Source organism: Nocardia asiatica NBRC 100129 (assembly GCF_000308415.1).
GTDB classification, from domain to species: Bacteria; Actinomycetota; Actinomycetes; order Mycobacteriales; family Mycobacteriaceae; genus Nocardia; species Nocardia asiatica.
This window is the reverse complement of the sequence record NZ_BAFS01000265.1, coordinates 1-15,997: the sequence shown is the minus strand read 5'-3', so window position 1 is coordinate 15,997 and position 15,997 is coordinate 1. Positions and strand designations below refer to the sequence as shown.

The following is a 15,997-nucleotide window of genomic DNA, read 5'->3' as shown; positions in this document are numbered from 1 at the left end:
GACTCGCGCACTCCCGCCCGCGTCGGTGACTCGCGCACTCCCGCCCGCGTCGGTGACTCGCGCACTCCCGCCCGCGTCGGTGACTCGCGCACTCCCGCCCGCGTCGGTGACTCGCGCACTCCCGCCCGCGTGGTGGCCCGGCGCGGCGCGCGGTCGCCGGGGCGTGCGCTGTTCGACGCGCCGACACTCACCCTGCGGGGCAGCCGATCAGCCCAGGCGCCCGCCGCCGGCGCGGCCGATCCGGCGGTGGGCGTCGGCGACATCCAGCCGCTCGGCGCCGAGGAGCGACCTCGGGCACCGCACCAACGGGCGGACGGCGGGCCCGGCGTGGCGGACCCGGGCGGCAACTTGGCCGAGCGTTTCACGAGCGCCGCCGCGCTGGACCCGGCCGCCGTCGCGGTCCGGGACGGCACGCGATCGCTGACCTACGCCGAACTGGACGACTGGTCCAACCGGTTGGCGCGGCGGCTGATCGCCGCGGGTGTCGGCCCGGAAAGGCTGGTGGCGATCGCGCTGCCGCGCTCGGCGGAACTGGTGGTCGCCCTGCTCGCGGTGCTGAAAGCCGGCGGCGGGTATCTGCCGATCGATCCGGCCTACCCCGGCGACCGGATCGAATACGTCCTGGACGACGCCCGCCCGATCTGCGCACTCGCGGGCGCTGCCACCGAGCTGCCGCGCGGCTGGTTCGGCGGTCCGGTGATCGACGTGGACGCGCCGAACCTTCCGGAATTCGACGGCGGGCCGGTCATCGACGCGGACCGGCGCGCCCCGCTGCGCTGCGCGCATGTCGCCTACGTCATCTACACCTCCGGCTCCACCGGAAAGCCCAAAGGCGTTGTGGTGCCGCACCGCAACGTGTTGCGGCTGCTGGACAGCGCGCGGTCGGTCTTCGGCTTCGGCCCGGCGGACGTGTGGGCGCTGTTCCACTCCTACGCCTTCGACTTCTCGGTGTGGGAGCTGTGGGCGCCGCTGCTGTCCGGCGCGACGGTGGTGGTGGTCGACCACCACATCGCGCGCTCGCCGCGGCGGTTGCGTGAGTTGCTGATCGCCGAGCGGGTCACCGTGCTCAGCCAGACTCCCTCGGCGTTCTATCGGTTCGCCGCCGCAGACCTTGCCGAGCCCGCGCCCGCCGGGTTCGCGCTGCGCACCGTCGTCTTCGGCGGTGAAGCGCTGGAGCCGCAGCGACTGGCCGGGTGGCTCGCGCGCTACCCGGACGCGCCCCGCCTGGTGAACATGTACGGCATCACCGAGACCACGGTGCACGTCTCGCATCGCACGATCGACGGGCGCACCGGCCCGGCGAGCGTGATCGGCGCGGCGCTGCCCGGCCTGACCGTTCGCCTGCTCGACGACCGGCTACGGCCCGTCCCGGTGGGCGTGCCCGGCGAGATCTACGTCTCCGGCGGCCAGCTGGCGCGCGGCTACCTGCATCGGCCCGCGCTGACGGCGGCACGCTTCGTCGCGGATCCGTACTCGGGAGACGGGTCGCTCGCCTACCGCTCCGGTGACGTGGCCCGCTGGACTCCCGACGGCGACCTGGAATACCTCGGACGCGCCGACCAGCAAGTTAACCTGCGCGGTTTCCGCGTCGAACTCGGCGAGATCGAGGTCGCCCTGCTGGAGGCGTCGGCGGCGGTGCGGGAGGTCGCCGTGATGGTGCGCGCCGACCTGGTGGAGGAAGCGCGCATCGTCGCGTACGTGGTGTCCGCGGAGGAGTCGATCGATGCCGCCGCGCTGCGTCGAGCGGTGGGCTACCGCCTGCCCGAACACATGGTGCCCGCCGCGATCGTGCCGGTGCCGCGAATCCCGTTGACGGTCAACGGCAAACTCGACCGTGCGGCGCTGCCCGCGCCGCGATTCGAACCGTCCGTCCACCAGGCGCTGTGTGCGGGTCACCCGGGCGCCGACCGCGCGGCCGCCGCGCGCACGGTGGCCATGGCCGACCTGCCCGCTCTGGTCGCCCGCGCGGCGAAGGCCGATCTCACCGCCCGCGCGTTCGAGCACAACGACCGAGTGGTCTCCTTCGGCGAACTCGACGCCCGGCTCACCGGCGTCGCCGAAACGATGGGCGCGGCGGTCGATTCCGAAGCCCTGCTCCGCGTCACGCTCGCCGGGCTGGCGCCCGGCCTGCTCGCCGCACCCAGCGGCAGCGACTTCGCGGCCTTGCTGCGGACCGTGGCCGCCACCGCCGAGGCGCTGCTCGCCGACCCGGGGTCGGCTCTCGATTCGGAAGGAAACCGCTGATGACCCACGTGGCGCACGATGTCCTGAGCCCCGCCGCGCCGGTCGAGACACTGGTGAGCCAGTTCGAGGAGCAGGCGCGCCGCAGCCCGGACGCGATCGCCCTGGAATGCGCGGGCGTCATCCTGACCTACGCCGAATTCGACAGCCGGGTCAACGCGCTGGCCCACCACTTGGTGGGGCTCGGTGTCGGGCCGGACACGCTGGTGGGCCTGGCCGGTCGGCGCTCGATCGACCTGGTGGTCGGCATGTACGCGATTCTGAAGGCGGGCGGTGCGTACCTGCCGATCGACCCGGATCACCCGGTCGATCGCATCGCCCGCGTGCTGTCGGTCGCCGAGCCGGCGCTCGTGTTGACCACCGCGCACGACGAGCCCGAATTCGGTGGTGCGGTCCGGACGCTGCGCATCGATGAGTTCGCGGGCCCGCCCGCTCCGGACGCGCCCACGGTGGTCCGGTCGGCGGACGCAGTCGCGTACGTGATCTTCACCTCCGGCCCCACCGGCTTGCCGAAGGGCGTGGCCGTCACGCACCGCGCGATCGTGGCGAATCTGCGCTGGCGCCAGCGCATGTTCCGGCTGCGCGCCGATGACGTGGTGTTGCAGAAGACGCCGTTCACCTGCGACGTGTCGGTGTGGGAGTGCTTCTGGCCGCTGCAGGTCGGCGCCCGGCTGGTCGTCGCGGCGCCGGACGGTCACCGAGACCCGGCCTACCTGGCCCGCGTGATCCGGGAAAGGGGCGTCACCGTAACCCATTTCGTGCCGTCCGTGCTCGCGGTCTTCGTCGCCGAGCCGAGGGCCGTCGCGGTGGACTCGCTGCGGCTGGTCTTCGCCTCCGGCGAGGCGCTTGCGGCCGCCACCGCCGCCGCCTTCCGGGACATCTGCGGCGCGACGCTGCACAACCTGTACGGGCTCGCCGAAGCCGCGGTCGACGTGACCGCGCACGAGGTGACCGGTGCGGACGCGGCCCGGGTGCCGATCGGCGTCGCCGCCGACGACATGGAACTGCTGGTGCTCGATGACAGCCTGCGCTCGGTGGCGCGCGGCGTCGTCGGCGAGCTGTATCTGGCCGGCGTGCAGCTGGCCCGCGGCTACCTCGCCCGCCCCGGCCTGACCGCCGAGCGATTCGTGGCGAACCCGGACGGACCGGCGGGGGAGCGGATGTACCGCACCGGCGATCTGGTGCGCTGGGCGCCCGGCGCCGATGGCGGGCCGGACGAGCTGGAATACCTCGGCCGCACCGATCTCCGAGATTCGTTGCGCGATCGACGGACCGAAGTCGAGGCGGCGCTGCTGGACGCCCTGCCGCTGAACGCCGGCGGAGAACTGGATCGCCGGGCGCTGCCGGAACCGGAACTCGGTTCGGCCGCGGCGGTGTATCGCGCCCCGGGAGCGGCGGTGGCCGCACCGGCGCGTCCACCGCTGACGGCGGAACCGCGCCCGCAGCGCGTGCCGCTTTCGCCGGCACAGCGGCGCGTGTGGTTCCTCAACCGGTTCGGCGCGGACGCCGAGCGAGCCCGCGATCCGGGCGCTGCCGCCGTGGACAACATCTCGGTGGCGCTGCGCCTGCGCGGCCCGCTGGAGGTGTCCGCGCTGTCGGCCGCGCTCACGGATCTGGTGGCCAGGCACGAAGTGCTGCGCACCGTGTATCCGCAGACCGCCGACGGGCCCGTGCAGTCGGTGCGGCGGGTGCACGCGGTGTTCGACCTGACGCCCGCCGACGTGCCGGAGGATCGGCTGGTCGCGGCGATCCGCCGCGCGGCCGGAGAGGGCTTCGACGTCGCCGAGGAGATCCCGGTGCGGGCGCGCCTGCTGCGCTGCGGGCCACGGGACCACACGCTGGTGCTGGTCGTCCACCACATCGCGGCCGACGAGGTCTCGCTCGGTCCGCTGACACGCGATCTGGCCACCGCGTACGCCGCGCGGCACGAGGGCCGCGCGCCGCAGTGGGCTCCGCTCACCGTGCAGTACGCGGACTACACGCTGTGGCTGCAGCGAGTGCTCGGTGCGCAGACCGCCGCGGACGCGGTGGCCGCACGTCAGCTGGCCTTCTGGCGTGCCGAGTTGGCCGGGTTGCCCGCGCGGCTCGAGTTGCCCGCCGATCGGCCGCGCCCGGCCACGGCGTCGTATCGGGGCGCCACGCACGAGTTCGACATCGACGCCGCCCTGCGCGCCGACGTCGAGGCCATCGCGGCGCGGGTTCGCGCGACGCCGTTCACGGTGCTGCACGCGGCGCTGGCGGCCCTGCTCGCCCGCTTGTCGGGCACCGGCGACATCGCGATCGGCACGCCCGTCCCGGGCCGGGGCGCGCCCGCGCTGGACGATCTGGTCGGCATGTTCGTCAACACGCTGGTGCTGCGCACCGAAGTGGACGGCGAAGCGGGCTTCGCCGGGCTCCTCGCCCGGGTCGCCGACCGCGACCTGCGCGCGTTCGCGCATGCCGACATCCCGTTCGAGCACCTGGTGGAGGCGCTGAACCCGGCGCGTTCGGCCGCCCGGCATCCGCTGTTCCAGGTCGCGCTGCGCATGCCGGACCTCGGACCGATCGCGCCGGCCATGCCCGGTCTGGAAACCGAGAGGGTCGACTTCGATCCCGGTGTCGCGAAGTTCGATCTACAGCTCACGGTGTCCGGCGCGGCGGCGGGCTACCGCGCCGCGTTCACTTACGCGACCGACCTGTTCGACCCCGCGACCGTACGGGAGTTCGCCGCCAAGTTCGTGCGGCTGTTGCGTGCGGCGGTGCGCGACCCGGACGCGGCGCTCGGGGACATCCCGCTGCTGGACGCGGGCGAGCTCGACTACGTCACCGCGAGCTGGAACGCCAGCGGGCACAAAGTGCCCGACCGGTTCCTGCACGAGGGTTTCGACGCGCAGGCGCGCCGCACGCCGGATGCCGTCGCGCTGATCGGCGATACCGAGCGGCTGAGCTACGCCGAGCTGTCCGACCGGGCCGACCGGCTGGCCAGGATGCTCATCGGGATCGGCGTCGGCCCGGAAGCGCTGGTCGTGCTGGCCTTGCCGCGCTCGGTCGAGTTGGTGGTGGCCATGTACGCGGTGGCGCGGGCGGGTGGGGCTTACGTTCCGGTGGACCCGGCCCATCCGGCCGAGCGAATCGGGCGCATCCTCGACAGCGCGCGGCCCCAGGTGGTCCTGACCATCGAGGCGGCCGAATTCGACGCGGCCGCGCACGCTTCCGCTCCGACGTATCACCTGGACGACCTCGACCTCTCGACCTACCCCTCCGGCAAGATCAGTGACCGCGAACGCCTCGGCCCGCTGCATCCGCTGCATCCGGCCTATGTGATCTTCACCGCCGGGTCGACCGGCAAGCCGAAGGGCGTGACGGTAAGCCACCAAGCCATCGCCAATCAACTGGCCTGGATGCATGCCGAATACCGGCCGGGCACCGGTGACGTCTATTTGCAGAAAACCGCGAGCACGTCCGACGTCTCGCTGTGGGGATACTTCCTGCCGCTGCGGGCGGGGGCCACGCTGCTGCTGGCCCTGCCGGAAAGAGACCGTGATCCGCGCTACCTCGCCGAAACCGTCGCACGCGAGCGCGTCACGCTGACCGACTTCGCGCCGTCGATGCTCGCCGTCTTCGCCGCGCATGCGCGGCCGGGCGAACTCGGCACGCTGCGTGAGGTTTTCGTGATCGGCGAGGCGCTGCCGCCGGAAACGGTCGCCGCGTTGGGCCGGGTGTGCGACGCGCGCCTGCACAACCTCTACGGTCCGACCGAGGCGGCGGTGTCCATCACCAACCGCCCGGTCACCGAGACGGATACGCCGCTGGTGCCGATCGGTGAACCGGAGTGGAATTCGCAGGTCTATGTGCTGGACAGGCGGCTGCGGCCCGCGCCGATCGGTGTTCCCGGCGAGCTGTACCTGGCGGGGGCGCAACTGGCGCGCGGCTACCACGGCCGTGTCGACCGCACCGCCGATCGCTTCGTCGCCAACCCGTTCGGCCCGCCGGGCGCGCGGATGTACCGCACCGGCGACCTGGCGCGCTGGAGCCGCGACGGTGAGCTGATCTATCTAGGCCGGAACAACTGCCAGGCGCAGCGCCTGCCCGCGTCCATGGTGCCGACCGCACTGGTCGAGCCGGCCGAGAGCGCCAGCGGCGAGCTCGATCGCGCGGCACTGCCGGTCCCGGCGCTCGCGGCCGCCCGCTTCCGCCCGCCTGTGCACGCGGCACAACGGCTGGTCGCCGCGGTGTTCGCCGAGGTGCTGGGGGTCGAGCGGGTGGGACTGGACGACGATTTCTTCGCCCTGGGCGGCAGTTCGCTGGACGCCACCCAGGTCACCGCACGCGCGGGTGCGGCCGTGGGCGTGCGCGTTCCGGTGCGCGCGCTGTTCGACGCGCCCACGGTGGAGGGCTTCGCCGCCGAGGTCGATCGGCTGGGCCGCGCCGGGGCGACTCGGCTACCGCTGGTCCGCCGGGACCGGCCCGAGCCTGCGCCGCTCACACCCGCGCAACAGCGCCTGTGGTTCCTGAACCGGATCGAGAGCCAGGACGGCGCCGACAGCGTCTACAACCTGCCCATCGTGCTGCGGCTGACCGGCCGTCTCGACGTCACCGCACTGGAGCGGGCTGTGCTCGACGTGCTGGCCAGGCACGAGACACTTCGCACCACCTACCCCGAAACCGACAGCGGCCCCTGCCGATCGGTACTGGACGCCGCCGACATCGGCCTGAGCCTGCATCCGGCGCCGATCGACCGCCGTGGGTTGCGCGACGCCGTGGCCGGGATCGTCCGCGCCGGGTTCGACGTCACCACCGAGTTGCCATGCCGGGTCGCGCTACTGGCCGTCGACCGGGTGGACGAGTCGCGCGGCCTCGCCGGTGACGAATTCGTGCTGGTGTTCGTCGTGCATCACATCGCCGCCGACGCGTTGTCGACGGTTCCGCTCGTCACCGATCTCTTCCGGGCCTATCGCGCGCGCCTGACCGGCAGACCTCCGGACTGGGACGCGCTGCCCGTCCGGTACGCCGACTACATCCGGTGGCACGGGGAACTGCTCGGCGCCGAGGACGCCCCTGGCGACCTGGCCTACCAGCAGCTGCGCTTCTGGCGTGACGTGCTGGCCGGCGCGCCTGCGCAAATGCCGCTGCCCGCCGACCGGCCGCGCCCCGCCGTGCCGTCCTCCGAGGGAGCCGCCGTCGATTTCGTGATCCAGCCCGAGGTGGCCGCCGGCCTGCGGGCGCTGGCCCGGCGCACCGGCGCGACGCTGTTCATGACGCTGCACGCGGCGTTCGCCGCCACGCTGGCCCGGTTGAGCGGCAGCGCCGACATCGTGATCGGCACGCCGGTCGGCGGGCGCGGCGAGCGGGCGCTGGACGACCTCGTCGGCATGTTCGCCAACACCCTCGCCCTGCGCACCCGGGTGCCGGGCGACGCGTCGTTCACCGCGCTGCTGGCGGACGTGCGCGAGGGCGACCTGGCCGCGTTCGCCAACGCCGACCTGCCGTTCGAGCGCCTGGTGGACGCCATGGCGGTGGACCGTACCTCCGGTGCGCACCCGCTGTTCCAGGTGATGATCGGTCTCGAAGCCGCCACGGCCGAGTTCGGCGGGAAGGCCGTGGAGGCGCCCTGGCTGTCGGTGCGGCCGGTCGAGATCGCCGACGACGGAGCGAAATTCGACCTGCACCTGATCGTGCGGGAGCGGGCCGGGTCGGCGGAACTGTCCGGCACGCTGCGCTATGCGACCGACCTGTTCGACGCCGCGACCATCGAGTCCTATGTCGCCCGGTTGCGGCGGATACTCGTCGCCGTCGCGGTGGATCCCGACGCGCGCATCGGCGACATCGAGCTGCTGTCGGACGCCGAGCGCCACCAGATTTTGCGGGAATGGAATGCCACCGAGCACCCGGCGCCCGAATCGGACAACCTCGCCGCCCTCTTCGCGGCCCAGGTCGCGAGCACGCCGGACGCGCCCGCGATCACCTTCGAGCGGACAGCGCCGGGCCACCCGTCACAAGGCCATACCCCGGCGAGTCACGCGACGCTCACCTATGCCGAATTCGCGGGACGGGTCAACCGGCTGGCGCGCTGGCTGGTCGAACAGGGCGTCGGTCCGGAATCGCTGGTGGCGCTGGGCATGCGCCGATCGATCGACCTGGTGGTCGGCATGTACGCCGTCACCGTGGCCGGCGGCGGCTACCTGCCGCTCGACCCGGACCACCCCGCCGAGCGCATCGCGCACGTCCTCGCCACGGCCGCGCCGGTGCGCGTGCTCACCGCGGGCGTCGACCTGCGCTGCGGTGCCGTCGAGACGCGGATCGATCGGCTCGACCTGTCCGGCTACTCGGAACGTCCGCTCACCGACGCCGACCGGCGCGCGCCGCTGCGCCGGGACAACACCGCGTACGTGCTGTTCACCTCGGGTTCCACGGGTAGCCCGAAGGGCGTGGTGATGAGTCACCGCGGCATCGTGAACCGGCTGCGCTGGATGCAGTCCGCGTACGTCGCGCTCGGACCGGGGGATGTCCTGCTCCAGAAGACGCCCGCCACCTTCGACGTTTCGGTGCCGGAGTTCTTCTGGCCCCTGCTGGTCGGCGCCCGCTTGGTGCTGGCGCGGGCGGACGGCCATCGCGACCCGGCCTACCTGGCCCGGCTCATTCGGACCGAGGGCGTGACGGCCGCGCACTTCGTGCCGTCCATGCTGGCCGACTTCGTCGCCGAAGCACTCGACCTACCGTCGCTGCGCGAGGTGTTCTGTTCCGGCGAGGCGCTGCCCGTCGGCGTCGCCCAGCGGATGCGCGCACTCACCGGCGCGCGGGTGCACAACGGCTACGGCCCCACCGAGGCCGCGGTGGAGGTGACCTTCCATCAAGTGTCCGACACCGACTTCGAGACCGTCCCGATGGGCAAGCCGATCTGGAACACCCGGACGTACGTGCTCGACGCGCGGCTGCGGCCGGTGCCCGCCGGGGTGCCCGGTGAGCTGTATCTCGCGGGCGTCCAACTGGCGCGCGGCTACCTGGGTCGCCCGGAACCGACCGCGAACCGGTTCGTCGCCGACCCGTTCGGTCCACCCGGCGAACGGATGTACCGCACCGGCGACCTGGTGCGGTGGACCGCTGCGGGCGAACTGGAGTTCCTGGGCCGCACCGACTCTCAGGTCGAAATCCGCGGCTCGCGGATCGATTTCGCTGAGATCGAGGCGGCTCTGCTCGCGACTTCCGGGATCGCGCAGGCCGCCGCCTTGGTGCGCGACGATCACGGCACGGGAAAGCGACTGGTCGCCTACTTGGTGACCGACGGGCCGATCGATATCCCGACGGTGCGTGACACGGTGGCCGCACGGCTGCCCGGTTACCTCGTGCCGCAGGCATTCGTGGTGCTGGAACGGTTTCCGCTGAGCGCGTCCGGGAAGCTCGACCGCACGGCGCTGCCCGCGCCCGCCTTCGCGCCCGCCGGATTCCGGGCCCCTGTTGGTGCGGCTGAAACGCTTGTCGCCGAGACGATCTCGACCCTGCTCGGGGTGACCGAGGTGAGCGCGGAGGACGATTTCTTCGCCCTGGGCGGTGATTCGCTCAGCGCCATCCAGCTCGCCGCGCGACTGGGCGAGGCCATCGGCGCCGAAGTAGCCGTGCGCACTATCTTCGACGCGCCCACGGTGCGCGCGCTGGCGCGGCGGATCGCCGTCGACGGCCCGATCGACGACGCGCCCGTCGCGCTGCCGCCGCTCACGCCGCAGGAGCGCGGCGGGCCGCTTCCGCTGTCGATCGGCCAGCAGCGCATGTGGTTGCTGAATCGGTTCGACGCCGCCACCGGCGCGTACAACATCCCGTTCGCCCTGCGTCTCACCGGCGCGCTGAACGTGCCCGCCTTGGCGGCGGCGATCGCCGATGTCATCGACCGGCACGAGACGCTGCGCACGATCTACCCCGAACAGGACGGCGGCGCGACGCAGGTGATCCTGCCCGCCGGGACGAAATTGGTCGAGCTGGTGGCGCGGCCGGTTCCGGCGGCGCAGGTACCCGAGCTGATCGCCGCCGCGGCGCGAACCGGGTTCGACGTGACCGCCGAGGTGCCGTTGCGCGTCCGCCTGCTGCGCGTCGAGAACGACGCCCGATCCGACGGGCAACAGGTCCACGTCCTGCTGTTCGTCGTGCACCACATCGCCGCCGACAGCCGGTCTTTCGCGCCGCTGACCCGCGACCTGGCCAACGCCTATGTCGCACGGTGCGCGGGCATCGCACCGGCGCCTGGGCCGCCGGTGCAGTACGCCGACTTCGCGATCTGGCAGCGGGCCGCGCTCGGCTGCGCCGACGATCCGGCCTCGACGTTGTCGCGCCGGCTGGCGTACTGGACCGATCGGCTGGCGGGGCTGCCCGAGGTGGTGACGCTACCGTCCGACCGGCCGCGCCCCGCCGTGGCCACCCATCGGGGCGGCGCGACGACCGGGCGGCTGGACGCCGACCTGCACGCGCGGATCCAGGCGCTCGCGACCGCGCACCGGGCCACCCCGTTCACGGTGCTGCACACCGCGCTGGCCGTGCTGCTGAGCCGCTACGGCGCGGGGCCGGACGTCGTGATCGGCGCGCCGGTCGCCGGGCGCGACGCGGAAGCGCTGGACGAACTCGTCGGCATGTTCGTCAACACGCTGGTGCTGCGCACCGAGGTCCGCCCGGAGGCGACGCTCGCCGAGCTGCTGGCGTCGGTGCGCGCGGCCGACCTGGCCGCCTTCGACCACGCCGCGGTGCCGTTCGAGCGGGTGATCGAGGTCGTGAACCCGGTCCGCTCGCGGGCGCACGCGCCGCTGTACCAGGTCGCGCTGAGCTTGCAGCACGAGGCCGCGCCGCGGTTCCGGCTGCACCGGCTGGCCATCGCCGCGCTCGAGCTCGGCGCGGCGCCGATCCAGCTCGACCTGGACTGGACGCTGACCGACCACTACACCGCCGACGGCGCGCCGGACGGCATCGACGTGCGCTTGCACTATGCGCTCGACCTGTTCGACGAACCGACCGCCGCCGGGTTCGTCGCCGCCTTCGAACGCGTGCTGCGCGCCATGGTGCGCGACCCGCGCACGCCGGTCGGCACGGTCGAGCTGATGTCGGTGGCCGAGCGCGGCATGCTGCTGTCGGACCGCAACGCCACCGCGCACGCCCTGCCCGCCGAGACGCTGGACGATCTGCTCACCGCCCGCGTGGCCGCCACGCCCGACGACATCGGCGTGCGCTACGAGGACACGGCGGTGACCTACGCCGAGTTCGCGTCCCGGGTGAATCGGCTGGCCCGCGGGCTGATCGAGGCGGGCGTGGGCCCGGAGCGCATCGTCGGACTGGCCGCGTCGCGTTCGATCGACATGCTCGTGGCGATGTACGCGATCGTGCGTGCGGGCGGAGCGTATCTGCCGCTCGACCCGGCGCATTCCGCCGAGCGCCTGACGCAGCTCCTCGCGAGCGCCGCGCCGCGGCTGGTGCTCACCGCGGGCGGCGCGACGCTGCCCGCGCTGGACGGCGTGCCCGTGCTCGACCTGGCCGATCTCGACCTCGGTGGCGTCCCCGACGGGCCGGTCGCCGATGCCGAGCGGATCGCTGCCCTGCGCCCGGCCAACACCGCCTACGTGCTGTTCACTTCCGGTTCCACGGGCGCCCCGAAGGGTGTGGCGGTGGCCCACCGCGCGATCATGAACCAGCTGCGATGGCTGGAACACCGCTACGGGGCCACCGCGTCCGACCGCATCCTGCAACGGGCCCCGCTGACCTCCGACCTGTCGGTGTGGGAATGCTTCCTGCCGATCGCCGTCGGCGCGCCGCTGGTGATCGCCCGGCCCGGCGAACGCCTCGATCTCGGCTGTCTGGCGGATCTGATGCGCGCACATCGGATCACCATCGCCGCGTACCCGCCGTCGGTGCCTGTCGCGCTGATCGGCGCGGGAATGGGCGACGCGCTGCGCTCGTTGCGGCATCTGCACTGCGGCGGCGAGGCGCTCACCCCGGGTCTGCTCGCCGCGCTGCGCGGCAGCTTCGACGGCGTGGTGCACAACGCCTACGGTCCGGCCGAGGCGGCGATCGCGGCGATCCATCACCAGTTCACCGACGCGGACGCCGCATCGGGCCGGGACGTGGCGATCGGCCGCCCGTGCTGGAACACCAGGGCCTACGTGCTGGACGCGCGGTTGCGTCCGGTGCCGATCGGCGTCACGGGGGAGTTGTATCTCGCGGGCGACCAGCTGGCACGCGGCTATCACGCCCGCCCGGGGCTGACCGCCGAACGATTCGTCGCCGACCCGTTCGGTGTGCCCGGCCGCGTGATGTACCGGACCGGTGACCTGGTGCGCTGGAACCGCGACGGTGATCTGGTGTATCTGATCCGCAACGATGCACCGGTCGAACTGGGCGGTCGACGGATCCGGCTGGGCGAGGTCGAGGCCGTGCTCGCCGCCGCGACCGGGGTGCGCAATGCGGCGGTGCTGGTGGCTCGCGACCACGCGGGGCAGGAATGCCTGGTCGGCTACGTCACCGGCCCGGGTACGACTCCCGAGGCGGTGCTGGACGAGGCGCGCGCTCAGCTGCCCGCGCACCTGGTGCCCGCCCACGTCGTCGTGCTCGACGAGCTGCCCTTGACCACCGTGGGCAAGCTCGACCGGTCGGCGCTGCCCGCCGTCGAATTCGGCGGCGCGGCAATGCTGTTCCGCCCGCCCCGCGAGGGGGCGGAGGCGGTGCTGGCCACGCTCGTCGCCGATGTGACCGGCGCGGCGCGCGTCGGCGCGGACGACGACTTCTTCGCCCTCGGCGGCAATTCGCCGCTGGCCATGCGGTTGGTCGCCAGGGCGAACGCCGTCCTCGGTTGCGCGCTGACCGTGCGCGAGGTGTTCGAAGCGCCGACCGTGGCCGGGCTCGCACTGCGGGTCGCCCGCTCGGAGCGGGACGCGGTCCGGCCCGTGCTCGCCCCGGTCGAGCGGCCCGCACGAATCCCGCTGTCTCCGGCGCAGACTCGGATGTGGCTGCTGCACCGGCTCGATCCCGACTCGGCGCTCCAGCACATCCCGATCACCATCCGGCTCACCGGCGCGTTGGACGTGGCGGCGTTGCGGTCGGCCCTGCGCGACGTGATCGGTCGGCACGAATCGCTGCGCACCGTCTTCCCCGCGGACGCCGAGGGGCCCGCGCAAGTGGTGCTCGCCGAGTGCCACGTGCCCGAACTGCCGCTGGAGCCGGTCGAAGTGACCGAGCGGGACCTGCCGGAAGCGGTGCTGGTATCGACCGTCGCCGGATTCGACCTGAGCACCGCAATCCCATTGCGAGCGAACCTGTTCCGTCTCGCGCCGCAGGACCATGTGCTGGCGCTGGTGGTCCACCACATCGCCGCCGACGGCGCCTCCACCGCGCCGCTGACCCGCGATCTGATGACGGCCTACACCGCGCGCGTCATGGGAAAGCAGCCGTCGTGGCGTCCGCTGCCGGTGCAATACCCGGATTTCACCCTCTGGCAGCGCGCGGTCCTCGCCTCGGCGGACGACCCGGATTCGGCGCTGTCCGGCCGGATCGCCTACTGGCGGGCCGAACTCGCCGGACTTCCTCCGGTGCTGGAGCTGCCCGCCGATCGCCCGCGCCCGCCGGTGGCCTCCGGCCGAGGCGCGACCGTCGAGTTCGCGATTCCCGCCGACCTCACCGGATCGATCGCCGCTCTCGCGCGGCGGCACGGGGTCTCGACGTTCATGGTGCTGCACGCGGCCTGCGCCACGCTGCTCGCCCGGCTCACCGGCGTGGACGACGTCGCGGTCGGCACGCCTGTCACCGGACGCGGCGAGCGGGCGCAGGCGCAGTTGGTCGGCTTGTTCGCCGACACCCTCGTGCTGCGCACTCGGGTCGCGGCGGACGCGTCCTTCGCCGAGCTGCTCGCCCGCGTGCGCGACATCGACGTGCGGGCCTTCGCGCACGCCGACCTGCCGTTCGAGCGGTTGGTGCAGGAGCTGAACCCGGTTCGCTCGCGGGCGCACGCGCCGATCGTGCAGACACTGCTCAGCGTCGAGCACCACGACGACACCGTGCTGCGGCTGCCCGGCCTCACGGTGTCGGCCTATCCGCTGGACGATCGCGTCGCGCGGGTCGACTTGGCCGTCGAGTTGGCCGAGCATCGCACGGAGACCGGAGCCGCGCTGCGCGGCGTGTTGCGATATGCCACCGACCTGTTCGACCGGGACACGATCGCGACGTTCGGTGCTCGGTTCCTGCGGGTACTGCGGACGGTGCTGGCCGACCCGTCTACGCGCGTCGGCGACCTGGAACTGCTGGACGACGCGGAGCGGGCGCTCGTGCTGCACCGGTGGAACGACACCGCCGCCCCGGTCGACCCCGCGGCCACGCTGATCTCGCTGTTCGAGGCTCAGGTGGCCCGGACCCCGGACGTGCCCGCGGTCACCGTCGAGGGCCGCACGCTCACCTATGCCGAGTTCGCGGGGCGCGCGCGGCGCCTGGCGCGCTGGCTGGCCGGGCAGGGCGTGGGGCCGGAGGCGCCGGTCGCGCTCGGCATGCGCCGCTCGCTGGACCTGCTGGTCGGCGTCTACGCGGTCACCCTGGCCGGCGGCGCGTACGTCCCGCTCGACCCCGATCACCCCGCCGAGCGGTTGGAGTACGTGCTGTCCACCGTCCGGCCGGTGTGCGTGCTCACCTCGGGCCACGACCTGGACGCGGGCGTGGCGCGGCAGGTACGGATCGACCGGCTCCACCTCACCGGCTACTCCGGCGTTCCGCTGACCGCCCTGGACCGGCTCGGTACGCCGGAGCCGGGGCACACCGCCTACGTGATTTTCACCTCAGGATCGACCGGCCGCCCGAAAGGCGTGGCGGTCACCCACGCCGCGATCGTGAATCGCCTCACATGGACGCAGTCGGCCTATCCGCTCGCCGCCGACGACGTGGTGCTGCACAAGGCCCCGGCCGCCTTCGATGTGTCCGTCTGGGAGATTTTCTGGCCCTTGGCTTTCGGGGCACGGCTGGTGGTCGCTCGTCCAGATGAGTGCCGAGATCCGGGCCTTCTGGCCCGGCTGATCATCGAGCAGCGCGTCACTACGGTGCACTTCGTACCCACCATGCTGGGGGTTTTCCTGGCCGACGCACGCTCGGGAAAGTGCATTACGCTGCGCAACGTCTTCGCGTCGGGCGAGGCATTGCCCGCGGTTGCCGCGCAGCGGGCGCGAGAGGTGATCGGAGCGCGGGTGCACAACCTGTACGGCCCTACGGAGGCCGCCGGCGGCATCACCTGTCACGAGGTGGTCGACACGGACGTGGTGTCCGTGCCGATCGGCAGGCCGGTGGCCGATACGCGTCTGCTGGTGCTGGACGCCCGGATGCGGCCGGTGCCGGTCGGGGTGCCCGGCGAACTGTACTTGGCGGGCGCGCAGCTGGCCCGGGGTTACGTGGCGTGCCCGGAGCTGACCGCGAACCGGTTCGTGGCCGACCCGTTCGGCCCGGCCGGGGCCCGGATGTACCGCACCGGCGATCTGGTGGCGTGGCGCGGCGACGGCGAGCTGGAATACCTGGGACGCACGGACGTCCAGGTTCGGCTGCACGGCATGCGCATCGAGCCCGGCGCGATCGAGGCGGCGCTGCTGGCGTTGAACGCGGTCGCGCAGGCGGTGGCGCTGGTCCGAGCGGACGAGCGGTCGGGCGATCAGCTCGTCGCCTATCTGGTCGCCTCGGGCCGCGCCGAGCTCGACATCGAGGAGGTGCGCGCCGCGCTGCGGGCCGCACTGCCCGCGTACCTGGTGCCCGCCGCGTTCGTCGTGCTGGAGCGGATGCCGGT

At 72.9% G+C, this 15,997-nt stretch carries 2 protein-coding genes; both read left to right on the top strand.

Annotation, left to right across the window (positions count from 1 at the left end):
* Positions 1 to 2,244 (top strand): amino acid adenylation domain-containing protein (locus ON27_RS46110; protein WP_245560111.1); only part of this gene is annotated, 2,244 nt, incomplete at its 5' end.
* 8 nt (positions 2,245 to 2,252) lie between these two features.
* Positions 2,253 to 15,997, top strand: a 13,745-nt coding sequence (locus ON27_RS25260; protein WP_444543655.1) for a non-ribosomal peptide synthetase, incomplete at its 3' end; no start/stop codon positions are given.